Source organism: Aeromonas media, assembly GCF_020423125.1.
Taxonomy (GTDB): domain Bacteria; phylum Pseudomonadota; class Gammaproteobacteria; order Enterobacterales; family Aeromonadaceae; genus Aeromonas; species Aeromonas media.
On sequence record NZ_CP075564.1, the window covers coordinates 906,688 to 930,310 of the forward strand.

19 protein-coding genes and 1 pseudogene are annotated in these 23,623 nt (G+C 64.6%); 17 read left to right on the top strand and 3 right to left on the bottom strand.

The window, feature by feature from the left end; translation table 11 throughout:
• Positions 1–330: 330 nt before the first annotated feature.
• The gene (locus tag KI797_RS04325) at positions 331–1,782 is read right to left on the bottom strand and encodes an aminoacyl-histidine dipeptidase (RefSeq protein ID WP_182787799.1); all 1,452 of its coding nucleotides are present in this window, start codon (positions 1,780–1,782) and stop codon (positions 331–333) included.
• A 937-nt stretch (positions 1,783–2,719) separates the two neighbouring features.
• On the opposite strand from KI797_RS04325, the gene gpt reads away from it, so the two are divergent.
• The 6 genes from gpt to KI797_RS04355 all read left to right on the top strand — a co-directional run bounded on the left by gpt (position 2,720) and on the right by KI797_RS04355 (position 8,536).
• The gene (gpt, locus tag KI797_RS04330; RefSeq protein ID WP_005325980.1) at positions 2,720–3,187 is read left to right on the top strand and encodes a xanthine phosphoribosyltransferase; all 468 of its coding nucleotides are present in this window, start codon (positions 2,720–2,722) and stop codon (positions 3,185–3,187) included.
• 172 nt (positions 3,188–3,359) lie between these two features.
• Complete coding sequence (frsA, locus tag KI797_RS04335; protein ID WP_226171678.1) at positions 3,360–4,628, top strand: esterase FrsA; 1,269 nt, start codon at positions 3,360–3,362, stop codon at positions 4,626–4,628.
• Positions 4,629–4,690: 62 nt separating this feature from the next.
• Positions 4,691–5,083, top strand: coding sequence for a sigma factor-binding protein Crl (gene crl / locus KI797_RS04340; protein WP_218409555.1), 393 nt, complete (start codon positions 4,691–4,693; stop codon positions 5,081–5,083).
• Between the two features lie 133 nt (positions 5,084–5,216).
• Positions 5,217–6,320: a glutamate 5-kinase gene (gene proB, locus KI797_RS04345; protein ID WP_005325991.1), complete on the top strand. Its 1,104-nt coding sequence runs from the start codon at positions 5,217–5,219 to the stop codon at positions 6,318–6,320.
• A gap of 180 nt (positions 6,321–6,500) precedes the next feature.
• Positions 6,501–7,754, top strand: a complete 1,254-nt coding sequence (locus tag KI797_RS04350; RefSeq protein WP_042649873.1) for a glutamate-5-semialdehyde dehydrogenase — start codon at positions 6,501–6,503, stop codon at positions 7,752–7,754.
• A 149-nt stretch (positions 7,755–7,903) separates the two neighbouring features.
• Positions 7,904–8,536, top strand: coding sequence for a murein L,D-transpeptidase catalytic domain family protein (locus KI797_RS04355; RefSeq protein WP_226171681.1), 633 nt, complete (start codon positions 7,904–7,906; stop codon positions 8,534–8,536).
• A gap of 73 nt (positions 8,537–8,609) precedes the next feature.
• On the opposite strand, the gene KI797_RS04360 is transcribed toward KI797_RS04355, so the two are convergent.
• The gene (locus KI797_RS04360; protein WP_005325997.1) at positions 8,610–9,041 is read right to left on the bottom strand and encodes a universal stress protein; all 432 of its coding nucleotides are present in this window, start codon (positions 9,039–9,041) and stop codon (positions 8,610–8,612) included.
• Positions 9,042–9,243: 202 nt separating this feature from the next.
• Here KI797_RS04360 and KI797_RS04365 point away from each other — a divergent pair.
• Positions 9,244–9,995: pseudogene (locus KI797_RS04365) on the top strand (hypothetical protein).
• A gap of 38 nt (positions 9,996–10,033) precedes the next feature.
• Here the strand turns inward: KI797_RS04365 and KI797_RS04370 are convergent.
• Positions 10,034–10,537 carry an RNA methyltransferase gene (locus KI797_RS04370; protein ID WP_226171684.1) on the bottom strand — a complete coding sequence of 168 codons (504 nt, stop codon included), beginning with the start codon at positions 10,535–10,537 and terminating at the stop codon, positions 10,034–10,036.
• Between the two features lie 316 nt (positions 10,538–10,853).
• On the opposite strand from KI797_RS04370, the gene KI797_RS04375 reads away from it, so the two are divergent.
• From KI797_RS04375 to KI797_RS04420, 10 genes are all read left to right on the top strand, one after another.
• Positions 10,854–13,478 (top strand): nitrate reductase, encoded by a 2,625-nt coding sequence (locus tag KI797_RS04375; RefSeq protein WP_226171687.1) that lies wholly within the window; start codon positions 10,854–10,856, stop codon positions 13,476–13,478.
• Positions 13,479–13,507: 29 nt separating this feature from the next.
• Positions 13,508–14,266 carry a uroporphyrinogen-III C-methyltransferase gene (gene cobA / locus KI797_RS04380; protein ID WP_226171690.1) on the top strand — a complete coding sequence of 253 codons (759 nt, stop codon included), beginning with the start codon at positions 13,508–13,510 and terminating at the stop codon, positions 14,264–14,266.
• A gap of 125 nt (positions 14,267–14,391) precedes the next feature.
• Positions 14,392–14,973 (top strand): ANTAR domain-containing response regulator, encoded by a 582-nt coding sequence (locus KI797_RS04385; protein WP_226171693.1) that lies wholly within the window; start codon positions 14,392–14,394, stop codon positions 14,971–14,973.
• Positions 14,974–15,261: 288 nt separating this feature from the next.
• A complete protein-coding gene (locus KI797_RS04390) occupies positions 15,262–16,620 on the top strand; it encodes a CmpA/NrtA family ABC transporter substrate-binding protein (RefSeq protein ID WP_226171695.1) in 1,359 nt (452 codons plus the stop codon).
• Positions 16,621–16,634: 14 nt separating this feature from the next.
• Positions 16,635–17,594, top strand: coding sequence for an ABC transporter permease (locus tag KI797_RS04395; protein ID WP_226171697.1), 960 nt, complete (start codon positions 16,635–16,637; stop codon positions 17,592–17,594).
• 31 nt (positions 17,595–17,625) lie between these two features.
• Positions 17,626–18,447: an ABC transporter ATP-binding protein gene (locus tag KI797_RS04400; RefSeq protein WP_111912858.1), complete on the top strand. Its 822-nt coding sequence runs from the start codon at positions 17,626–17,628 to the stop codon at positions 18,445–18,447.
• A 26-nt stretch (positions 18,448–18,473) separates the two neighbouring features.
• Positions 18,474–21,047, top strand: coding sequence for a nitrite reductase large subunit NirB (gene nirB, locus KI797_RS04405; RefSeq protein WP_226171699.1), 2,574 nt, complete (start codon positions 18,474–18,476; stop codon positions 21,045–21,047).
• 47 nt (positions 21,048–21,094) lie between these two features.
• Positions 21,095–21,454, top strand: coding sequence for a nitrite reductase small subunit NirD (gene nirD / locus KI797_RS04410; RefSeq protein ID WP_226171701.1), 360 nt, complete (start codon positions 21,095–21,097; stop codon positions 21,452–21,454).
• Between the two features lie 144 nt (positions 21,455–21,598).
• Entirely contained in the window at positions 21,599–22,690 is a 1,092-nt protein-coding gene (locus tag KI797_RS04415; RefSeq protein WP_005326010.1) for a PfkB family carbohydrate kinase, read from the top strand.
• Entirely contained in the window at positions 22,684–23,592 is a 909-nt protein-coding gene (locus KI797_RS04420) for a pseudouridine-5'-phosphate glycosidase (protein WP_226171703.1), read from the top strand. The genes KI797_RS04415 and KI797_RS04420 overlap by 7 nt, the downstream gene beginning before the upstream one ends.
• Positions 23,593–23,623 lie beyond the last annotated feature (31 nt).

The following is a 23,623-nucleotide window of genomic DNA, read 5'->3' on the forward strand; positions in this document are numbered from 1 at the left end:
TGTGTGCCTTTCTTGCTGGATGCACCCTTCAGGTGGAACAGCACTGCCAGGTTCTCAAACATAGTCTTACCTCTTTGTTCTGTTGTTTATTGCTTCATGTGACCTTGGTCACACTTTGATGCTAGAGGCTTTTGTGATCTCGATCAACTTATTGTGTTGTAAATTTACATAAATTATGGAAAAGGTTTTCAAATCCAGGGTTGCTTATGGATACGATTTCAAGGGGGATCAGCAGGGCAATGAAGGGAGGCAATGCAGGGAGAGCAGGGGCGCAGCCCCAATGACATGCCCCGCACTGGGCGGGGCATGAAGCGGCAGGGTAGGCGGTGCTTACTTGGCCGGGATCTGCTCCAGCACGTGGACCAGCAGTTGCCAGAAGCGCTCGACCGCCGGGATGTGTACCTTCTCGCCCGGCGCGTGGGCGCCGCGGATGGTCGGGCCGAAGGAGACCATGTCCCAATCCGGGTAGGCGCTCTTGAACAGACCGCACTCGAGGCCGGCGTGGATCACCATGACGTTCGGCATCTCGCCGAACAGGGTCTGGTAACTGCTGCGCACCAGGGCCATGACGGGGGAGTCCACGTTCGGTGCCCAGCCCGGGTAGGCGCCGGTGAACTCACAGCTGGCGCCTGCCAGGCTGAACAGGGAACGGGTCATCTGCTCGACGCTCTCGCGACCGGAGTCGATCAGGGAGCGGATCAGGCACTGCACATACACCTCGCCCTCCAGGGTCTTGATGACGCCGAGGTTGGTGGAGGTCTCGGTGACGCCCGGGATGGCGTCGCTCATGCGCATCACCCCGTTGGGGCAGGCCACCAGGGCGTCCAGCAGGCGGGTCTGGAGGGATTCGCTCATCAGCTTGGCGGGCGTGTCCCGGCCGTTTAGCAGCACGGTGAGGTTCGCCTCGGTGGCGGCCAGCTCGCTCTGATAGATGCCGGCGTAGCGGTCAACCAGGGCCTTGAACTCACTGACGCTGGCGGTGGGCACCAGCAGGGTGGCGCGGGCTTCGCGGGGGATGGCGTTGCGCAGGGTACCGCCGCTTATCTCGGCCAGACGCACCCCCAGCGGCTCGGCGGCCTTGAGCAGGCGCACCAGCAGCTTGTTGGCGTTGCCACGACCGCGGTGAATGTCGACCCCGGAGTGACCGCCCCGCAGCCCCTTGACCTGCAGCTCGAAGCCTTCCCCTTCAGTTGCGGCAACCAGCTCCAGCGGGAAGCGGATATTGGCATCCACGCCGCCGGCGCAGCCCATGTAGACCTCGCCATCCTCTTCGGAGTCGGTGTTGAGCAAGATCTCGCCCTCCAGCCAGCCCGCTTCCAGGCCGAAGGCGCCTGTCATACCTGTCTCTTCGTCGGTGGTCAGCAGCACTTCCAGCGGGCCGTGCTTGATGGTCTTGTCCGCCAGCACGGCCAGGCAGCCTGCCATGCCCATGCCGTTGTCGGCGCCCAGGGTGGTGCCACGGGCGGTGACCCATTCACCGTCGATATAGGCATCGATAGGGTCTTTGGTGAAGTCGTGCTGGGTGTCGGCATTGGCCTGGGGCACCATGTCGATGTGGGCCTGCAGCACCACGGCCTTGCGGTTTTCCATGCCCGGGGTGGCCGGCTTCTTGATGATGATGTTGCCCACGGCGTCTTGCTTGACCGCCAGGCCTTCTCCCTGGGCCCATTGCACTATCCAAGCGCTCAACTTGGCCTCGTGCTTGGAGGGGTGTGGAATGGAGCAGATCTGCTCGAAGAATTGCCAAATCAATTTGGGAGACAGAGAACTAAGCTGTGCCACGTCGGGACTCCTTACCAGCACGGAAATGGACAGGGCCCAGTGGGCCGCAGAAGAGGGTAACGATAATACAGTCAATCACACAAAAATATGAGCGATCTGCGCAAATTGCGGTCTGCTTGTGCTGATAAAGGGAGCCTGAATGGCGAACATGACTGCCTTCCCCATGTGTACCAGCACAATATGAAATTCGTGACGGACATCACAAAAATGTTGTCTTTTCGCCGCCGGGTGGTAAATTAGCCGCCGTGGGTCAACCACTTGTCAGGACGACAATCAATGCCTCCAGGGAACCGAAGCAAAGCAAGTGCGCCTCCACGGAACCGAGTGTCTGTTCAAGGATCTGAACCCGCATTAAAGGTACGTAACTTGTTAAGCAATCAGGAGTTTATTATGTCCGGCAGCAATTCAACCTATTGGTTTGCCCAGTCCCTCTATACCCAGGGTTTCAACTATCCGAACCCCTACGCCGGTCGCCGTTAAGCCGGGCAGTCAGCCAGGCTGACAGAGAAAGCAGAAAGCAGCAGGTGTGTGAGGGTGTCATCCTCCCCCTGCTATTTTTTTACCCGAAATTCGAGGTTTGCTCTTCAAATGAGCACCCTGTTGACGAGGGCCGAGCCCCGAGGGGAGGCGAAGCAGGCAGGAGATGACCGATTTTTCCTGTTTTTCGCATACGTTTGCCAGTCATTTTATCTGCAAAGGGTGCTATCATACCGGCCCAACAGCTGGCCTGAGGTCTGGGTTTCGATCGATATGGCCGCCAGCCATGCCCGTCCTGTTTTCAATGCATCTGCTTTTTGCTGCCGAGGGTTCACCCCTGAGGCCGCAAAAGTGCAAGCAAAATTCGGGAAACGGTGGCCAGAATTTACCGGATCCCGTGTGTCTGCCGGGACTCTTACGCCTTAAGTGATTGCCTTTATAACTCGTTGAGATCGATAGCATGCCAAAAAAGTTCTATGTGTCGTGGGATAACCTGCAACGTGAAGCGCGCCGTCTGGCCCGTCGTCAACTGCCCGTCAGCCAGTGGAAAGGGATCATCGCGGTCAGCCGTGGTGGCCTGGTGCCTGCCGCCCTGATGGCCCGCGAACTTGGCATTCGCAACGTCGAAACCCTCTGCATCTCCAGCTATGACCACAACAGCCAGCGTGAGCTGGTGGTCGTCAAGGCCGCCACCACCGCCGGTGACGGCGAAGGCTGGCTGGTAGTGGACGATCTGGTGGACACCGGTGGTACCGCCAAGGCGATCCGTGACCTCTATCCCAAGGCCAAGTTCATCACCATCTTCGCCAAGCCGATGGGTGAGCCGCTGGTGGATGACTTCGAGGTCGCCATCCCGCAGGACACCTGGATTGAGCAGCCCTGGGACATGGCGCTGGAGTTTGCCAACCCGATCTGCGACGAAGAGTAATTGCCGCTGCCTTGGCGCACCGCCCCTGACTGCTGCGGGGGCGGGTTGCTCGCGCCGATGGCAAGACGGTTTCATAAGGCCCCTGTTTGGGGCCTTATGTGTTTATGATGTGGCTGCCTGCGGTGAAAAGTGGTTAAGATGGGCCATTGTTTGAGACAGAAGAGTCACCATCTTGGAACCAAACGACGATACCAACCTGACGGAAAAGCTGTTCACCCGGGTCAAAAAGGTATTGGAAACCTCCGAAATATCCAACTCCAGCCCGGTCGAAGAGCAGGACAGCTCCCTGGCCGAGTGTTTCATCGACGGCGCCCTGTCGCCCCATTGGTATCGCCTGCTGCGCCGGCCGACCTGGGCCTGGCAGGGGGCGGATCCGGTGGAGGTGGAGCAGACCCTGGCCCGCATCGCCATGTGGCAGGGGGAACGCAGCCACGAGCGCTATCTGGATACCATCAAGGGCTATGTGCCCGGCAACTGGGTCTATGAGTGGAGCCAGCTGGCTGGCCGCTATTTCAATGCCGGGCGCGAGCTGGTGAGCCAGGGCGATGCCGCCGGAGCGTTGAAAAACCTTCTCAAGGCGGTGCGCTACTACTCCATCGCGAGCTACCCCCACCTCAAGAATGACGAGCTGGCGGATCAGGCCCAGTTGCTCTGCAACATGGCTTACCGCGAGGCCGGCAGGCTGTTCAAGGTGCCCCTCAAGGAGCTGCAGGTCCCGTTCCGGGGCAAGACCATTCAGGGTTATCTGCACCTGCCCACCACCGACAAGCCTGTGCCTCTGGTCATCGTCAGTGGCGGCATCGACGCCCTCCAGGTCGACTTCCTCAACTTCTACTTCAAGTGCCTCGAGCCCCACGGCATCGGCATGCTGTCGCTGGATATGCCGGGAACCGGCTATGCGGAGCACTGGCCGCTGGTGCAGGACACCAGTCGCCTGCACCAGGCGGTGCTCAACCACCTCTCCGAGGTGGCCTGGGTCGATCATCAGCGCATCGCCATGGTGGGATTCCGCCTCGCCGGCAATGTGGCAGCACGCCTCGCCTTCATCGAACCCTTCAAGCTCAGGACTGTGGTCTGCATCGGGGCCGGCATCAATCAGGTGTTTACCAATCAGGAGATGTTTGCCCGTTGTCCGCGCATGATGCGGGACGGGCTGGCGAACCGCCTGGGGGCCGATGCCGCCCAGTGGGATCTGCTGCGTACCAAGTGCCAGGTCTTCTCCCTCAAGACCCAGGGGTTGCTGGGGAGTCGCACCTCTGTGCCCATCCTGAGCATTGGCCACAAGCGTGACTTCATTTGTCCCGAGCCGGATGTCCGGGCCCTGGCCTCCGCCAGCCGCAATGGCAAGGCGGTGGTGTTTGACAAACAGCCTCTGCTCGAGGTGTATGACGAAGCGCTCAAAGAGACGGTAGATTGGCTAAAGAAACACTTATGTACATGATATATAACTAAAAATGTAACATCACCATGTGATGGTATGGCTTGTTCAACAGGGAGGTTAGCATGTCAGAAAGAGTGACCTACAAGCGATTGCTGAGGCAATTCGCGGCCATTGGCCCCTATCTGCGCGAGGATCTGTGCGAGGAGGGACGCTACCGCTTCGACTGCCTTTCCGTCTGTGTCAGTGCCAAACCGGCACCGGACAAGCGGGAGTTCTGGGGCTGGTGGCTGGTGCTGGAGCAGGAGGACCACAGCTTCAGCTATCACTATCAGGTCGGGTTCTACAATGCGGACGGGGTGTGGCTCGACAAGCCGCTGCCCAAGAAGCACCAGGCCGAGGTCGAACGAACCCTCAACCACTTCTACAAACTCATCAGCGGCAAGCTGACCCTGCTGGAGTGCACCTTGTCTCCCGCGAAGCAGGTCACCAACGAGCTGAACGTGACGGCGGCCTGATCCGCCTGGGCCCTGTGGTCATCGATCCGCGGGGCCCCCTCTTTGCCATGACAGCTGTGAGGCTTAATTGCCTTGCAGGGCAACAGGGCCGTGGGTATAAAGGGATTCCTTACTTTTCTGACCCTTTGTTCCCATGGAAAACAGAACCATAGTCGTCAAATTGGGCACCAGCGTGCTCACCGGGGGATCTGCCCATCTCAATCGTGCCCACATGGTGGAGCTGGTCAGGCAGTGTGCCGCCCTGCATCGACACGGGCACCGTGTCGTGCTGGTGACCTCTGGCGCCATCGCCGCTGGACGTGAGCATCTGGGACATCCTCCGCTGGCGCCGACCCTGCCCAACAAGCAGATGCTGGCGGCAGTCGGTCAGACCCAGTTGATCCGGGTTTGGCAGGACCTGTTCAACCTCTATGGTCTGCACATCGGCCAGATGTTGCTGACCCGCGCCGATCTGGAGGACAGGGAACGTTACCTCAATGCCCGTGACACCCTGCGCACCCTGCTCGATCACCGCATCATCCCCGTGATCAACGAAAACGACGCCGTGGCCACCGCCGAGATCAAGGTAGGGGACAACGACAACCTCTCCGCCCGCGCCGCCATCTTGGCCGATGCGGATCTGCTGATCCTGCTGACCGACCAGAAGGGGCTCTTCACCGCGGACCCTCGCACCAACCCGGATGCCCAGCTCATCGAAGAGGTGCAGACCATAGACGACACCCTGCGATCCCTCGCCGGTGACAGCGTCAGCGGTCTGGGCACCGGCGGCATGGCCACCAAGCTGCAGGCCGCCGACGTGGCGCGCCGCGCCGGGGTCAACGTGGTGATCGCCACCGGCCAGATCCCGGAAGTGATCGGCCGCCTTGCCGCCGGCGAGCGGGTGGGCACCCTGTTCCCGGCACTGGCCTCGCCGCTGGAAGGGCGCAAGAGCTGGATCCTGGCAGGGCCGCCCCCTCACGGCGAAGTCCAGGTGGATCAGGGGGCCGTGGCCGCCATGCAGGAGAAAGGCTCCAGCCTGCTGCCCAAGGGCATAGTCGCGGTCAAGGGAGACTTCGTCCGTGGCGACGTGGTGCGGATCCTGGGCCCCCAGGGGGGTGAGCTGGCCCGCGGCATCTGCCGTTACGATCATCTGGAGCTTGAGAAGCTGCGGGGCGTACACTCGGATCAGATAGAGGCCGTGCTGGGTTACGGCTATGGCGCCGTTGCCATCCACAGAGACGACATGGTGCTGCTGTGAGTAGTCGGCCCTGATAGACCCTGCGGCTGCTGCCATGGCTATGGGATCATGGGCCATCCACCGGGATGATATGGTGCTGTTGTGATGCACCGACCTAGAGCCTGAAGTCACGGGACCATGGGCCATTCATAGAGATGACATGGTGCTGCCGTAAGGCGGCACTCAGAAAGGAACCACATTATGAGTCTGGAGAAAATGGGGCAGGCGGCCCGTGAGGCCGCCTATCAGTTGGCGACCATCAGCACGGCGCAGAAAAACCGCGCGCTGGCCGCCATCGCCGATGAACTGGAAGCGCACAGTGCGCAGATCCTGGCTGCCAACGAGAAGGATATCGCGGCAGGCCGCGACGCCGGCTTGTCGGAAGCCATGCTGGATCGCCTGCTGCTCAACCCCGCCCGCCTCGCCGGCATAGTGGCGGATGTGCGCAAGGTGATCTCCCTTGACGATCCGGTCGGCGCCGAAATCGACAGCCGGGTGCTGGAGAACGGCCTTCGCCTCTCCCGCCGCCGGGTGCCTATAGGTGTCATCGGCGTCATCTACGAGGCGCGCCCCAACGTCACCATCGACATCGCCAGCCTCTGTCTCAAGACCGGCAACGCCAGCATCTTGCGCGGTGGGCGCGAGACCTTCCACTCCAACCTGGAGCTGGTGCGGGTGATCCAGCGCGCGCTGGCAGCCTCGGGCTTGCCTGGTGATGCGGTGCAGTACATCGACAACCCTGACCGGGCCCTGGTGGGCGAGCTGCTGCGCCTCGATCGCTATGTGGACATGATCATCCCCCGCGGCGGTGCCGGGCTGCACAAGATGTGCAAGGAGAACAGCTCCATCCCCGTCATCATCGGCGGCTTTGGCATCAGCCACATCTTCGTGGACGAGAGCGCCGATCTGGAACGTTCCCTGGCGGTCATCGACAACGCCAAGGTGCAGCGCCCCTCCGCCTGCAACGCCCTCGATACCCTGCTGGTCCACGAGAAGATCGCCGCCCGCTTCCTGCCGCAGCTGGTCTCCCTGATGAACGAGCGCCAGGTGACCCTGGTGGCCGCACCCAGCGCCATGCCACTGCTGGCCGGTGCCGACAACCTGTGCGAGGCGGGAGCGGAAGATTTCGACACCGAGTGGTTGGGACTGACTCTGGGGATCAAGCTGGTGGCGGATGTGAACGAGGCGCTGGCCCATATGCGCGAGCACAACGCCGGCCACTCCGACGCCATCCTGACCAACGATCTGGCCAATGCGGAGCGCTTCGTCAACGGTGCCGGTTCGGCGGCGGTCTACGTCAATGCCTCCACCCGCTTCACCGATGGCGGCCAGTTTGGCCTGGGGGCCGAAGTCGCGGTCTCGACCCAGATGCTGCACGCCCGTGGCCCCATGGGGCTGACCGAGCTGACCAGCTACAAGTGGGTCGGCCAGGCGGACTATCTGATCCGTGCCTGAGCAAGGCGATCAACATCTTGCCGTCAATGCCGACTCTGGTCGGCATTTTGTGGTTTTTTATTGCGCACTATCAGTGGCTTGCATATAACTATCCAGCGAGAGATGGCGTCATTCAGGGCGCAAGATCAGGAAGGGGAGCGACTTCAAGGATGAAGCGACAGCATTGGGTTGCGCGGCTGACCCGCCTCTGGCTGGGGCTGCCGCTGCTGGTGGCGCTCTGCTTCAGCAGCCAGGGCCACGCCAGCTGGGATCAGGATCTCTACCGTCAGCTGGGTCTGGCGAGCAAGCTCGACAAACAGGTGTTCCGCAAGGCCCTGCTGGGTTATCAAGATGTGCGCCACAAGCGCAAACCCATCCTCACCATCATCGATTACAGCAAGCCCTCGACCATGCGCCGGCTGTTCGTCATCGACGTGAAGCGGCACAAGCTGCTCTACCACACCTGGGTCAGCCACGGTCGCAATTCGGGGGAGCTGGCCGCGCGCCAGTTCTCCAACCAGATGAATTCCCGGCAGAGTTCCCTCGGGGTCTATCGCACCGCCGAAACCTATCAGGGCAAGCACGGCTACTCCCTGCGCCTCGACGGACTGAGTCCGGGCAAGAACAGCAATGCCCGCAAGCGCGCCATCGTCGTGCACGGGGCTGACTATGCGAGCCCGAGGCATCTGCAAAAATATGACAAGCTGGGCCGCAGCTGGGGTTGCCCGGCGCTGCCGCGAGAGCAGTCGAGGGCCATCATCGACATCATCAAGGGGGGGAGTGTCATCTATGCCCACGGCTGAGGCGGGTACCCCGAGCAATACAGGGCAAGAAGGCCAGCAAATGCTGGCCTTCGGTTGTCAGATGGAAGGGGGATTATTTGCGCACCACCAACACCGGGCAGGGGGCGTGACGCACCACGGATTCCGCCACGCTGCCCACCAGCAGATGGCTGAGGCCGGAGCGACCGTGGCTGCCCATGACCAGCAGATCCACCTTGTCTTCCTTCGCCTGGAGGACGATCTCGTCGGCGGCGCGGCCGAAGCGCACCTCGAACTTGGCCGGGATGGGCAGGCTGGCGACCAGCTCCTTGAGCTGGCTCTTGGCCTGACGCTCCATCTCGTGGGTGATCTCGATGGCGGTCATGTGCAGGATCTTGTAGCTGTCGAAGCCGTGCAACTGGTCCACCACGTGCACCAGCTTGAGCTCGGCCTGGTGGCTCTGGGCCATGAAGACGGCGTAGTCGAGCACGGCCTTGGACATATCGGAAAAATCGACGGGACAGAGCAGGGATTTGATGGTTGGCATGAGAAAGCTCCCCTCAAGTTAGGTCACTAATGAATCTTATGATTCATGATACGGAACGATGGGGCAATAACCCTCGACCCGCTCGCAAAATCAGGAAAAATATGAACGGGCACGACGGCTTTCTATGCTATCTGTATGCCTGAATGTGCCGCCTGGCTGTGAGCGCCTGCTGACGGCAACATCTTAGAGGAAACACTGGTACATGGTTCGTCCGCTCCTGTTGTGCTGCTTGCTGCTCGTCTTGCCTGTTCGGGCCGACACCCTGCACGTTTATTGTGATGACTGGCCCGGCTTCTGCCAAAGGGATGGCAAAGGGGTCTATCTGGACCTTGTTCGCGCCATCTATGAACCCGAAGGGTATGTGGTAAAGCCTCACCTGGTGCCCTACAAGCGGGCGCTGGCGGTGGTGGCGCAGAAGGGGGGCGACATGGCGATGGGGGTCTATCGGGGGAGGTGGCAGGCGTTCATCAGCCGGATTACCCCGACTCGGCCGACTACGTAACTGTGGTGATGCAGAAGCGCTGGTTGCCGCAATGGACCGGGGAGGCCAGCCTGAAGGAGCAGGAGGTGCTCTGGCTGCGGGGCTGGGCCTTCGACAAGTACATCCCGGTGACCATGCGCTGGTACGAGATAGACAACCACACCACGGCACTGCAATTGCTGCTCAAGGGGCGTTACCGTTACTACCTGACCGATGGCGCCCTCTACCCCAAGGGCGCCCTCCCGCCCGAGCTGGCTCAGGTCTTCCTGCGCTGGATCCCGACCTACCCCATCTTCGCCGATAACGAGAAGGGCAGGCAGCTGCATGGGCTCTGGGATCCCGGCATGCGCACCCTGATCAGGCAGGGAAGGTTGGCGGAGATCTATCGGAAAAACAGGCTCTACCACGACTACCGGGACTTTATCAGGGAGCAGGAGGCGAGGGCGCGCACGCTGGCACCATCACCGGATTGATGCGGTCTTGTGTCTGGCTGTCTGGATCACCTTCTTGCTCAGTCTTCAGCCCTCAGCTTCTTGGCCAGCCGGTCGTAGAGGATCACGTTGACCGAGGCGGCCAGGTTCATGCAACCCTGAGTCGGTACGTAGATCACCTCCTTCACCGCAGCGAAGCGGGCGGGATCCAGCGTGCCATCCTCCGGGCCGAAGATGTAGAAGGCCCGCGCCGGGTGCACATAGTCCGGCAGCGAGGTGGCCCCCTCGATGAGATCCACCAGCACAGGAGTACAGCCTTCGGGGACGAACGCCAGCAGATCCTCGACCCCGAGCAGGGGGATCTTCTCCACCATCTGCTTGGTGTCGGTGGCAAAGCGGCGCGCCAGCTCGAAGCGCTGCCCCGTGTAGTAGACCTCTTCTGCCCCGTAACAGCCGGCGGCCCGCATCACGGCTCCCACATTCTCCGGTGACTTGGGATTGACCAGCCCGATGGCGCAATAATCGGGAGCCGCATCCGGCTGCACATCGACCCGCTGTGCGGCGCCGTAATCTGACTCTTTCATCTCGTTCTCCTCTGTGGCGGCGCATTATACCCCCGGCGCGCCCCTTGCCCAGCCTGTGGCGCCGACTCCCGTCCGGCGGGCCCAACAAGGGAGCAGTTGCACCGCTCTGGCGCAGCCCCGCGCCCTGGCGCTCAATGGTGGCGCACCTGACATCCTGGCGCGGGGTTTGCAGTCATTTCCTCATACAAGATGACTGAGGCTCATCCGGACAAAGGCGTCCGTCCCCGCAGGGGGGCGGACGCTTTTTTTATGGGCCCGTCATCCAACAGGACAAGGAGGCGGCCCCCGGGGGCCGCCGGCGACAAGGAGCGAGGGAATGAAGACCACCTGTGCCTATTGTGGAGTGGGGTGTGGCATCCGGTTGAGCCGGGAGGGCGACAACTGGCAATTGCAGGGGGATGAACAGCATCCGGCCAATGGCGGCGCCCTGTGCGTCAAGGGGGCCAGCCTGCTGGAGAGCCTGGCGTTCCCCGATCGCCTGCTCTACCCGCGCTGGATGGGGCAGCGCATCGGCTGGGATGAGGCGCTGGACACCCTGGCGCAGCGCCTTGCCGCCATCCTGGCCGAGTCCGGGCCCGAGGCCATCGGCATCTACCTGTCGGGCCAGCTCACTACTGAGGACTACTACGTCGCCAACAAGCTGATGAAGGGGTATCTGGGCAGTGCCAACGTGGACACCAACTCCCGGCTCTGCATGTCGTCGGCGGTGGTGGCCCACCAACGCGCCTTCGGGGAGGATCTGGTGCCCGCCTGCTACGAGGATCTGGAGCTAGCGGATCTGGTGGTGCTCACCGGTGCCAACACCGCCTGGACCCACCCCGTGCTGTTTCGCCGCCTGCAGCAGGCGCGGGCACGGCGCCCCGAGCTCAAGGTGGTGGTGCTGGATCCCCGTCGCACCATGACGGCGGAGCAGGGGGATCTGCACCTGGCCCTCAAGCCCGGCAGCGACGTGGCGCTGTGGAACGGCCTGTGCCGCTACCTGCTTGACAGCGACGGCTGGGACAAGGCCTATGTGGCGCAACATGTGAGCGGCTTCGAGGCGCTGGCGGCGGCGCTGGACGACCCCGCCTGGCAACTGGACGAGGTGGCCCGCAGCTGCGGCCTCTCCCGTAGCGATCTGCTCGGCTTCTACCAGCTGTTTGCCCGCACCCCCAAGACGGTCACCCTGTTCTGCCAGGGGATCAACCAGTCCAACCAGGGGGTGGACAAGGCCAACGCCATCATCAACGCCCACCTGATGTGCGGCCGCATCGGCAAGCCGGGGGCGGCCCCCTTCTCCATGACGGGGCAACCGAACGCCATGGGGGGGCGCGAAGTGGGGGGGCTTGCGACCCAGCTTGCCGCCCACATGGGCTTTGGCGAGGAAGAGTGCGATCGGGTGCGGCGCTTCTGGCAGAGTCCGACCATGGTGCGCGGGCCCGGGCGCAAGGCAGTCGAGCTGTTCGAGGCGGTGCACCGTGGGGAGATCCGCGCCCTCTGGGTGCTCGGCACCAACCCGGCGGTCTCCCTGCCGGACGGCAACCGGGTGCGCGAAGCCCTGAGCCGCTGCGAGCTGCTGGTGGTCTCGGAGGTGACGGCCAACACCGACACGGCGCGCCTCGCCCATCTGCTGCTGCCCGCCGCCGCCTGGGGGGAGAAGAGCGGCACGGTTACCAACTCCGAGCGCACCATCAGTCGCCAACGCGCCTTTCTGCCCTTGCCGGGAGAGGCCAGGCCAGACTGGTGGGCGCTGACCCAGCTCGCCCGCCGGCTCGGCTTTGGCGAGGGGTTCGCCTATGAGCACGAGCACGAGATCTTCTGTGAGCACGCCGCCCTCTCCGGCTTCGAGAACCAGGGGCGCCGCCAGTTTGATATCTCGGGGCTGGCGGGTCTGAGCCGCGCCGAGTTCGAGGCGCTGGAACCCTTGAGCTGGCCCGTCAATGCCGACTGGCCCCAGGGGAGGGCCCGATTGTTCGAGGATGGGCGCTTTGCCACCCCGGATGGCCGGGCCCGCCTGCTGCCCTTGGCCCAGCACTTCCCCCCCCAGCATGATGCCGCCCCCCGAGGGGAGGATCTCCCCCTGCTCCTCAACAGCGGCCGGCTGCGTGATCAGTGGCACACCATGACCCGCACCGGTCACGTGCCCAGGTTGCAGGAGGCCGAGCCCTGGCCCAGGGTGCGGGTGGGGGCCGCCAGCCTGCTGGCGCTCGGTGCCAGGGAGGGGGATCTGGTGCGCCTTCACAACGAGCTCGGGGAGGCCCTGCTGCTGCTGGGGCTGGACGAGGGGCTCAGGGAAGGGGAAGCCTTCCTGCCCATGCACTGGACCGACAGCCAGTGCAGCCAGGGTGCGGTCAACCGCCTCATCGCCGCCGTGGTGGATCCCCTCTCCGGCCAGCCCATGTTCAAGCAGGGGCGGGTGCAGGCCAGGGCGCAAGCCACCCGCTGGCAGGGACTCTGGTGCGGCCGCCGGGACTGGCGCGAGCCGGTGGACTGGTGGGCCAGACGCCCTCTGCCCGAGGGCAACTGCACCCTGCTGGCCTCCTGGTCAGAGGCCCCCGAACTCCTGTGGCAGCGGCTGGCAACCCAGGGGCGCTGGCTGCGGCTCCCCCTGAAGGAGGGCTGGCTCGCCCTGGCCCTGGCCGGGGATCGCATCGAGGGCCTGTTGCTGGTGGGGGAGCGGCGACCGGACATCAAAGTCGATCTGCTGGCCAGCCTGCTCGGCACGCCGCTGCAGACGGGGGCCCTGAGCCAGACCCTGAGCCAGGCCCTGGCCGGTGAGAGCCGGCTGGTCTGCTCCTGCCTGCGGGTGTCGGAGCAGCGCATCGTCGATGCCATCACCCGGCAGGGGGTGAGCGAGCTGGCGGGGCTGCAGGCCCTGCTCGGCTGCGGCAGCAACTGCGGCACCTGCCTGCCCGAGATCGACAAGCTGTTGATCAAGCATGTCTATATCGCCCAGGTCTGAGGCCTGGGCAGCAACACAAGGAGTGTGCGATGAGCCAAATCAGTCTGGTAGGAGCGGGCCCCGGGCCCCTCGAATTGTTGACCCTGCGCGCCCTGTACCGCATCGAGGCGGCAGAAGTGGTGGTCTATGACCGCCTGGTGGGGAGCGAGATCCTGGCCCGGATCCCCCAGGGGGCGGCCCGCTTCGACGTGGGCAAGCGCTGCGGCGAGCCGAGCCCGACCCAGGAGGAGATCAATGCCCTGCTGCTGGCGCTGGCCCGCACCGGCAAGCGGGTGGTGCGGCTCAAGGGGGGGGATCCCCTGGTGTTCGGCCGGGGCGGGGAGGAGGCGCTGCACCTGGCCCGCCACGGCATCGAGGCCGAGCTGGTGCCTGGTATCACGGCGGCCCTGGGCTGCGCCGCCAGCACTCTTATTCCCTTGACCCACAGAGGGCTGGCCCGCTCCCTGACCCTGGTGACGGGTCATTTGATGGACGAGGGGGACTATCGGGGCTGGCAGGGGTTGACCCGGGCCGGCCATACCCTGGTGTTCTACATGGGGCTGGAGCGGGCGGCCCAGATCCGGCAGGGGTTGCTGGCGGCGGGGGCCTCGGGCGATCTGCCGGTGGCGCTGGTGGTGGCCGGGTGCAGTGCGCGCCAGCAGGTCCATCACGCCCGGCTGGAGGGACTGGAGCAGGCCGCCCGTGCCCTGCTCGGCCAGAGCCCCGTGCTGATGATCATGGGGGAGGTGGTGAACCTTGGCGCCGAGCTGCAGGCCCTGCTGAACCAGACCATGGAGCGGGTAGCCTGAGCCGGGTTTCCCCCTCTACCCCTACTACCTCCTGATGGATAAAAAGGAGGTAGATTCAAATAGTTGGCCTTCATGTTGCGGCATTGGCAGCAGACACGTTGCGATAGCCGTTGGCAAGGAGCGCCATGACTACTCTTCCCCGGGGCCAGGATGGCCCCTCCTCCCGCCTGCTGATCCACGCCGATGATCCGGGCCAGGCCAATCGCCTGGCCCTGCTGGTCAGCCACTACGGTCATCAGCCCAGGATCCTCGACACCCGCCAGTTGCTGACCCCGATGGAGCAGGGGGAGGCCCTGCTGGTCAGCTGCCGCCAGTTCGGCGCCGAGGTGCGCCTCGGCCTCTCCCTCTGGCCCGACATGCCGCGCCTCTTGTTCTGCGAGCGGCTCGGGGGCGATACCCAGCTCGCCCTGCTGCAGCAGGGGGTGTTGCTGGTGCCCCACCCCTGCGGCGAGCGGGAGCCGGTGGAGCAGTGGTTGCGGCTCGCCCGCAGCCAGCTCGCCATGGTGCAGACCCTGATGCAGACCGAGAGCGAGCTGCGCCAGAAGCTGGTGGAGCGGCGGCTCATCGAGCAGGCCAAGGGGCGCCTGATGCGTCATCAGGGGCTGGATGAGGAGCAGGCCTATCGCCTGATGCGCAGCACCGCCATGAGCCGCCACCTGAGCCTGGGGGAGCTGGCGCGGCAACTGCTGCAGGCATTGCCCGCCTGAGCGCCCCGCTGGCAAACCGTTTTGGTGCAATTGCGCCTAATTGAGGCAAACAGGGGGGAAAAGGAGGGAAGAAAAAGCCGGGAAAGGCCGTCCGATGCGGCTTGGCCAATCTGGCACGAAAAGTGAATTACCCAACATACAAGGAGTGATGGCGCCCAGGGCCCGTCACTCGCAACAGGGCAAAGAGGCCTCACCGATCCCGGATCGGTGGGGCTTTTTTTTGGTCGCCATCCTGCAACGAGGCAGGAGGGTGACAGCCCGGAACAAGGAACCGAGCGAGGGACTGGAATGAAAAGACGACAAGGATGTGCGGGGATGCTGCTGGCGGTGCTGTCGCTGCCGGTGCTGGCCGCGGTGGGTGCCCCCGAGCAGGAGGAGCTCAGACTCGGCTTCATCAAGCTGACCGACATGGCGCCGCTGGCGGTGGCCTACGAGCGGGGCTATTTCGAGGACGAGGGGCTCTACGTGACCCTGGAGGCCCAGGCGAACTGGAAGATCCTGCTGGATCGGGTGATCGACGGCGAGCTGGATGGCGCCCAGATGCTGGCGGGCCAACCCCTGGCCGCCCACATCGGCATCGGCACCCAGGCCGAGCTGGTGACGGCGTTCGCCATGGATCTCAACGGTAACGCCATCACGGTGGCCAACAGCGTCTGGGCGGCCATGGCCACCCAACTGCCCAAGCCGGTCGCAGGAGAGGTGCCACCGCCGGTGAGCGCCGCCGCCCTCAAGCCCGTGGTGGCGGAGTACCGCCAGGGGGGCAAGCCCTTCAACATGGGGATGGTGTTCCCCGTCTCCCCCCACAACTACGAGCTGAGGTACTGGCTGGCGGCGGGCGGCCTGCATCCCGGCTTCTACGCACCCAAGCTCGGCGACAACTCGGGCCAGCGCCAGGCGGACGTGCTGCTGTCGGTGACGCCGCCGCCACAGATGCCCGCCACCCTGGAGGCGGGCACCATCGCCGGCTACAGCGTGGGGGAGCCCTGGAACCAGCAGGCGGTCGCGAAGGGTATAGGGGTGCCCGTCATCACGGATCAGGAGATCTGGCGCAACAACCCGGAGAAGGTGTTCGGCGTCACCCGGCAATGGGCAGAGCGCCACCCCAACACCCATGTCCGGCTGGTGAAGGCGCTGCTGCGGGCGGCCTGGTGGCTGGATGCCGAACACAACGGCAACCGGCGCGAGGCGGCCAGGATGCTGGCCAAACCCGAGTACGTGGGTGCCGACGAGCAGGTGATCGCCAGCTCCATGACCGGCACCTTCGAGTATGCCAAGGGGGACAAGCGGCAGCTGCCTGACTTCAACGTCTTCTTCCGCCACCACGCCACCTATCCCTACTACTCCGACGCCATCTGGTATCTGACCCAGATGCGGCGCTGGGGCCAGATCCCCGAGGCCAGGCCGGACGCCTGGTTCGAGCAGGTGGCCAAGGCGGTGTATCAACCCGAGGTCTATCGCCAGGCCGCCGAGGCGCTGATCGCCGAGGGCAAGCTCAAGGCGCAAGACTTCCCCGACTTTGCCAGCGAGCAGGGTTATCGCGGCCCCCAGGATGGCTTCATCGACGGCCTCATCTATGACGGCCGCCACCCCAACGCCTATCTGCAGCAGTTCGCCATCGGCCTCAAGGGCGATGAGCGGGTGCAATGAGCGAGGAGAACGCAATGAAACGACACAAGTGGCCATTCATCAATTGGAAAGCCATCAATTTGAAAACCCTGGTGCAGCCCCTGCTCGGCGTGCTGCTGTTCCTCGGCCTCTGGCAGTGGGGGGCGAGTCAGGTGCAGACCAGCCTGGGCACCCTGCCGGGGCCGCTCGCCACCGCCAGCCAGTTCTGGTCCCTCGGCCAGGATCACCTGGCGGAGCGGGAGAAGGCGAGCGCCTTCCTCGAGCGCCAGCAGGTTCGCAACGCCGAGCGGCTGGCGGCGGATCCGGCGGCCGAGGTGAAGCTGCGCCCCTACACAGGGCGCCCCACCTTCTTCGATCAGATAGCGACCAGCCTGTTCACCGTGCTGTGTGGATTCGGGCTCGCGACCCTGATCGCCATCCCGTGCGGGGTGTTGCTTGGCATGAACCAGGGGCTCTATCGCGCCGCCAACCCGGTGATCCAGCTGCTCAAGCCGGTGTCGCCGCTGGCCTGGCTGCCGCTCATCACGCTGGTGGTGAGCGCTCTCTATGCAAACCCCACCCCCTGGCTTGCCAAGTCTTTCCTCACCTCGGCGCTGACGGTGACCCTCTGCTCCCTCTGGCCGACCCTGATCAACACCGCAGTCGGGGTGGCGGGGTTGGACAGCGACCTGCACAACGTCAGCCGGGTGCTGCGCCTCTCCTTTGTGACCCACGTGCGCCGCATCGTGCTGCCCGGCGCCCTGCCCATGATCTTCACCGGGCTGCGGCTCTCCCTTGGGGTGGCCTGGATGGTGCTGATCGCAGCCGAGATGCTGGCCCAGAACCCGGGGCTCGGCAAGTTTGTGTGGGACGAGTTCCAGAGCGGAGGCTCGGCCTCCCTGGCCCGCATCATGGTGGCGGTGATCACCATAGGCCTCATCGGCTGCGCCCTGGACAGGGGCATGCTGGCCCTGCAGCAGTGGTTGTCCTGGGACAAGCGCCAGGTGCTGCGTTAATCACATTTCTATTCAGGCAGGAGAAGAGCCAATGAAGAGTTATCTGGAGATAAGCGACGTCGGCATCTCGTTCGAGACGGAGCAGGGCAGCTTCGAGGCCCTCAGCCGGGTCAACCTGCGCATCGAGAAGGGGGAGTTCGTCTCCCTCATCGGTCACTCGGGTTGCGGCAAGAGCACGGTGCTCAACCTGGTGGCCGGGCTGTTGGAGCCGACCCTGGGCGGCATCATCCTCGATGGCCGCGAGGTGGCGGGGCCGGGGCCCGAGCGGGCCATGGTGTTCCAGAACCACGCCCTGCTGCCCTGGCTCAGCGTCCAGCAGAACGTGGCGCTGGCGGTGGGCCAGGTGGAGCCTGACAAGCGGGCGGTGGCGGAGCGGGTGGACTACTACCTCTCCCTGGTGCAGATGGATCACGCCAGCCAAAAGATGCCCCACGAGCTGTCGGGGGGCATGAAACAGCGGGTCGGCATCGCGCGGGCCCTGTCGCTCTCCCCCAAGGTACTGCTGATGGATGAGCCGTTCGGTGCCCTCGACGCCCTGACCCGGGCCCATCTGCAGGATGCGCTGATGGCGATCCAGGCGGAGCTTGGCAACACCGTCATCATGATCACCCACGACGTGGACGAGGCGGTGCTGCTCTCCGATCGCATCGTCATGATGACCAACGGCCCCAGTGCCACCGTCGGGGAGATCCTGACCGTGGATCTGCCAAGGCCCAGAGACAGGGTCGCCCTGGCGGATGACCCCCACTACCACAAGCTGCGCCAGCAGGTACTGCGCTTCCTCTACGAGAAGCAGCGCAAGGTGACCCCCCTCAAGGCAGCCGGGCAAGCGCGCAGCAAGCTGCGCGCCTGAGCCCACCGGATTCAAGGAAGAGAGATATGACTGACAAAGAGCAACAGTGGGTGATCGGCGACGGCGTGGACCTGATCGATCGCCAGAGCGCCGGATCCGCCGAAAAGCAACGCCTGCTGGTGGTGGGCAACGGCATGGTGGGTCATCACTTCGTCGAACAGCTGGTGGCGGCCGGTGGCCTCGACCGGTTCGAGGTGACGGTGTTCGGGGCCGAGCCTGACTCCGCCTACGACAGGGTGCACCTCTCCGAGGTATTCGGCGGCAAGGCCCCGGAGGCGCTGCGCATGGCGGATCCTGCCTGGTATGAAGAGAGCGGCATTGCGCTGCGGCTGGGGGCCGAGGTGGAGGTGCTCGACCGGGCCGCCCGCACCCTGACGCTCGCCAACGGCGAGCAGTTCCCTTACGACCGCCTGGTGCTGGCGACCGGTTCTGTGCCCTTCGTGCCCCCCATCCCCGGCCATCAGCGGGAGGGCTGCTTCGTCTACCGCACCCTGGGGGATCTTGCCGCCATCCGCGATGCCTGCGCCCAGGCCCGCAGCGGCGTGGTCATCGGCGGCGGCCTGCTCGGGCTGGAGGCGGCCAACGCCCTGCGCCTACTCGGGCTCAAGACCCAGGTGGTGGAGTTTGCCCCCAGGCTGATGCCGGTGCAGCTCGACGAGAGCGGCGGCGCCGTGCTGCGAGACAAGATTCAGGCGCTCGGGGTCGAGGTGCTGGTGGAGAAGGCCACCGAGTGCATCGAGCAGGGGGAGCAGGCCCGCCACCGGCTGCGCTTCAAGGACGGCTCTCATCTTGAGACCGATGTCCTGCTGTTCTCGGCAGGCATCCGCCCCGCCGACGCCCTGGCCCGCCAATCCGGGCTGAACGTCGGGGAGCGCGGCGGCATCTGCATCGACGACGGCTGCCACAGCTCGGATCCCGCCATCCTCGCCATCGGCGAGTGTGCGCTCTGGCAGGGGCGCATCTTCGGCCTGGTGGCTCCCGGCTACCAGATGGCCCGCACCGCCGTGGCCAGCCTGTGCGGCGGCGAGACCCGCTTCGTCGGGGCCGACATGTCCACCAAGCTCAAGCTGATGGGGGTGGACGTGGGCTCCATCGGCGACGCCCACGCCAGCACTGCCGGGGCCCAGGAGCTGCTGTTGCTGGACAGGGTCAATGGCATCTACAAGAAGCTGGTGACAGACGGCGAGGGCAATCGCCTGCTCGGCGCCATCCTGGTGGGGGACGGAACCGATTATGAGCGGCTGCTGCAGTACTACCAGAACGGGGTGGCGCTGCCCCAGCCGCCGCTCTCCCTGCTGGTGGGAGAGGCGGGCACGGCCCCCGCGCCCCTGGTGCTGCCGGACAGCGCCATCCTCTGCTCCTGCCACAACGTGAGCAAGGGGGACGTGGTGGCCGCCGTTCGGGCGGGCAATCACGAGCTGTCTGCGGTGAAGAGCTGCACCAAAGCGGGCACCGGCTGCGGCGGCTGCAGCAACCTGCTCAAACAGGTGGTGGATCAGACCCTGGCGGATCTTGGTGTCGAGGCGGACAAGGGGTTGTGCGAGCACTTCGCCTACGGGCGCCAGGAGCTCTATCACCTGGCCCGTGTCGGCGAGCTGAAGAGCTTCGAAGCGCTGCGAGACAAGCATGGCCAGGGTCTGGGCTGCGACATCTGCCGGCCGACGGTCGCCTCCATTCTGGCGTCGCTCTGGAATGAGCACGTGCTGGAGAAGCCCCACCGCGCCCTGCAAGACACCAACGACGCCTTCCTCGCCAACCTGCAAAAGGACGGTACCTACTCGGTAGTGCCGCGCATCCCCGGTGGGGAGATCACCCCGGAGGGCCTCATCACCATAGGCGAGGTGGCGCGCAAGTACGGCCTCTACACCAAGATCACCGGCGGTCAGCGCATCGATCTGTTTGGTGCCAGGGTCGATCAGCTGCCCGCCATCTGGGGCGAGCTGGTGGCGGCGGGCTTCGAGACCGGTCAGGCCTACGGCAAGTCGGTGCGCACCGTGAAGTCTTGCGTGGGTTCGACCTGGTGCCGCTACGGGGTGCAGGACTCCATGACCCTGACCCAGACCCTGGAGAACCGCTACAAGGGACTGCGAGCCCCCCACAAGCTGAAGTTCGCGGTCTCTGGCTGCACCCGGGAGTGCGCCGAGGCCCAGAGCAAGGACATCGGCGTCATCGCCACCGAGCGGGGCTGGAACCTCTATGTGTGCGGCAACGGCGGCATGCGGCCGCGCCACGCCGACCTGTTCGCCACCGATCTCGACGAGCAGACCCTGATCCGCTACATCGACCGGCTGCTGATGTTCTATGTGCGCACCGGGGACAGGCTGCAACGCACCTCGGTCTGGATGGAGAACATGGAAGGGGGGCTCGACTACCTCAAGTCGGTGATCATCGAGGACAGGCTCGGCATAGGTGCCGAACTAGAGGCCATGATGGGGGAGATAGTCGGCACCTGGCAGTGCGAGTGGAAGAGCACCCTGGCGGACCCGGACAAGCTGAAGCTGTTCGAGGCCTTCGTCAACCGGCCCGAAGACGAGACACCGCCGCGCCGTGAGGAGCGGGGGCAGTGGGTGCCGGATATCTCTATCAAGGAGGTGGTATGAGCGGGGCCAGCGGGTTGCACGCCCGCCATCAGCATCAAGGAGGTGATATGAGCGAATGGAAGGAAGAGGGCTTGACGTCAGCGCCCGGAGCCTGGCATCGAGTGTGCGAGCTGGCGGCCCTGCCGGAGCAGGCCGGGCGCAGCGCCTGGCTTGAGGGGCGGGTGCTGGCGCTGTTTCGCCTCGGGGAGCGAGTCTATGCCTTGGACGGGGTGGATCCCCTGGCCGGGGTGGCGGTGCTCGGGCGTGGCCTGGTGGGGGATGCCGGGGGCGAGCCCGTGGTCGCCTCACCCCTCTACAAGCAGCGCTACGCCCTGATGGACGGCCGCTGCCTGGACGATCCGGCCCTGAGCGTCGCCTGCTGGCCGGTGCGACTGGACGGCGGCGAGGTCTGGGTACAGCTGGGTTGAGTGGCACCATCTGAAAACCGTTTTCCTGTCACCGGGCTTGCCCGGTGATTTTTTGTGCGCAAGTCGACAATTTTTACACGAGGCGATGGCGGGTAAACGTTTTTCGGAAATAATGGACAAACGTTTGTAACTGGATGTTTGTCTATGACGGAACGTGAGCAAGAGATCCTCGCCCTGCTGCGCCAGGATCCCATGATTGCCCAGCAGGAGCTGGCGGACAGGCTTGGCATCAGCCGCTCGGCGCTGGCGAGCCATATCTCCAGCCTGATGCGCCAGGGCTATGTGCAAGGCCGAGGCTATGTGCTGCGTGAAGGCCCCTACGCCGTGGTGATCGGCGGCGCCAACATGGATATCTGTGGTTGCAGCCATGACAACCTGCGCATCGGCGATTCCAACCCGGGCCGGGTACGTACCTCGGCTGGCGGGGTGGGGCGCAACATCGCCGAGAACCTGGCGCGGCTCGGCACCGATACCCGGCTGCTGACCGCGGTGGGCAACGATCAGTACGGCCATCACCTGCTGGAAGTGAGCCAGCGTGCCGGCGTCGACGTGCGCCAGGTGCTGGTGCTGGATGGGCAGGCGACCTCCTGCTACCTCAGCCTGCACGACGGCAGCGGCGAGATGAGCTGCGCCGTCAACGACATGGGGATCATCGACGAGCTGACTCCGGCCAGGCTCGCTCCCTTGAGCGGCTTCCTCGGCGCGGCGCGGCTCTGGGTGCTCGACACCAACCTCGCTACTCACACCCTGGACTGGCTGTTCGAGCGCCAGGGTGAACACATCATCTTCGTCGACACCGTCTCTGTGGCCAAGGTGGAGAAGATCCGCCCCTGGTTGCACCGTATCCACACCCTCAAGCCGAACCGCACCGAGGCGGAACAACTGTGCGGCTTCACCATCGCCGGGCCCGACACCTGGCCCATGGCGGCGGCCTGGTTCCACCGCGCCGGGGTGCAACGGCTGTTCCTGAGCCTCGGCGATCAGGGGATTTTCTACAGCGACGGGGAGTGCCAGGGCCATCTGCCCGTGCTCGGCAGCCCTGTCGTCAATGTGACCGGCGGCGGCGATGCTTTTATGGCAGGGCTGGCCCACGCCTGGTTGCTGGAGCAGGGCATCATGGAGGCGACCCGATTCGCCCTCGGCTGCGCCGCCCTCACCGTCAATTGTTCCGATACCGTCTTTTCCGGCCTATCCAAGGCCGCCGTTGAACGCATGCTGGAGGAGTACCCATGTTGAACGCTTACCTCGATATCCAACCTGAAGTCGCCGCTGCCCTGGCCGCTGGCAAACCTGTCGTTGCCCTGGAGTCCACCATCATCTCCCACGGCATGCCCTATCCGCAGAACGTGGAGACGGCGCGTCAGGTCGAACAGGTGGTGCGTGACAACGGCGCCGTGCCGGCCACCATCGCCATCATCGACGGTCGCCTCAAGGTGGGTCTGGACGAGGGGGCTCTGGAGGCGCTGGGCAAGGCCGGCCACACCGCCACCAAGTGCAGCCGACGGGACATTCCCTTCGTGCTGGCGAACAAGGGGCTGGGCGCGACGACTGTAGCTTCCACCATGATCATTGCCGCCATGGCGGGGATCCGGGTGTTCGCCACCGGCGGCATCGGCGGCGTGCACCGCGGCGCCCAGGAGACCTTCGACATTTCTGCGGATCTGCAGGAGTTCGCCCAGACCCCGGTGGCCGTGGTCTGCGCCGGTGCCAAGTCGATCCTCGACATCGGCCTGACTCTGGAGTACCTGGAGACTCAGGGTGTGCCGGTGATCGGCTACCAGACCGAGGAGCTGCCCGCCTTCTACACCCGCGAGAGCGGCTTCAAGGTGGATTACCGCCTCGACACCCCGGCGGCGATCGCCGAGGCGCTGCGTCTGAAGTGGGAGCTGGGGCTGGCCGGTGGCGCCGTGGTCACCAACCCCATCCCGACCGAGTTTGCCATGCCCAAGGCCGACATCGATACCGCGATCAAACAGGCGCTGCGGGAAGCGGACGAGCAGGGGGTCAAGGGCAAGGAGTCCACTCCCTTCCTGCTGGCCCGGGTGTGCGAGCTGACCGGCGGCAACTCGCTGGCGGCGAACATCCAGCTGGTGCTGAACAATGCCGCCCTGGGTGCAAAGATTGCCGCCAGCCTGTAACGGCAGGTGGATGAATGCAAAAGAGGGCCTG

Coding starts and splice junctions, on each gene's coding strand:
- KI797_RS04385 (WP_226171693.1), top strand. CDS start 14,392: ATGACTACTCTTCCCCGGGGCCAGGATGGCCCCTCCTCCCGCCTGCTG.
- nirB (WP_226171699.1), top strand. CDS start 18,474: ATGACTGACAAAGAGCAACAGTGGGTGATCGGCGACGGCGTGGACCTG.
- KI797_RS04415 (WP_005326010.1), top strand. CDS start 21,599: ATGACGGAACGTGAGCAAGAGATCCTCGCCCTGCTGCGCCAGGATCCC.
- proB (WP_005325991.1), top strand. CDS start 5,217: ATGGAAAACAGAACCATAGTCGTCAAATTGGGCACCAGCGTGCTCACC.
- KI797_RS04370 (WP_226171684.1), bottom strand. CDS start 10,537: ATGAAAGAGTCAGATTACGGCGCCGCACAGCGGGTCGATGTGCAGCCG.
- KI797_RS04350 (WP_042649873.1), top strand. CDS start 6,501: ATGAGTCTGGAGAAAATGGGGCAGGCGGCCCGTGAGGCCGCCTATCAG.
- KI797_RS04375 (WP_226171687.1), top strand. CDS start 10,854: ATGAAGACCACCTGTGCCTATTGTGGAGTGGGGTGTGGCATCCGGTTG.
- KI797_RS04390 (WP_226171695.1), top strand. CDS start 15,262: ATGAAAAGACGACAAGGATGTGCGGGGATGCTGCTGGCGGTGCTGTCG.
- gpt (WP_005325980.1), top strand. CDS start 2,720: ATGCCAAAAAAGTTCTATGTGTCGTGGGATAACCTGCAACGTGAAGCG.
- KI797_RS04355 (WP_226171681.1), top strand. CDS start 7,904: ATGAAGCGACAGCATTGGGTTGCGCGGCTGACCCGCCTCTGGCTGGGG.
- KI797_RS04360 (WP_005325997.1), bottom strand. CDS start 9,041: ATGCCAACCATCAAATCCCTGCTCTGTCCCGTCGATTTTTCCGATATG.
- KI797_RS04395 (WP_226171697.1), top strand. CDS start 16,635: ATGAAACGACACAAGTGGCCATTCATCAATTGGAAAGCCATCAATTTG.
- crl (WP_218409555.1), top strand. CDS start 4,691: ATGTCAGAAAGAGTGACCTACAAGCGATTGCTGAGGCAATTCGCGGCC.
- KI797_RS04400 (WP_111912858.1), top strand. CDS start 17,626: ATGAAGAGTTATCTGGAGATAAGCGACGTCGGCATCTCGTTCGAGACG.
- cobA (WP_226171690.1), top strand. CDS start 13,508: ATGAGCCAAATCAGTCTGGTAGGAGCGGGCCCCGGGCCCCTCGAATTG.
- nirD (WP_226171701.1), top strand. CDS start 21,095: ATGAGCGAATGGAAGGAAGAGGGCTTGACGTCAGCGCCCGGAGCCTGG.
- KI797_RS04420 (WP_226171703.1), top strand. CDS start 22,684: ATGTTGAACGCTTACCTCGATATCCAACCTGAAGTCGCCGCTGCCCTG.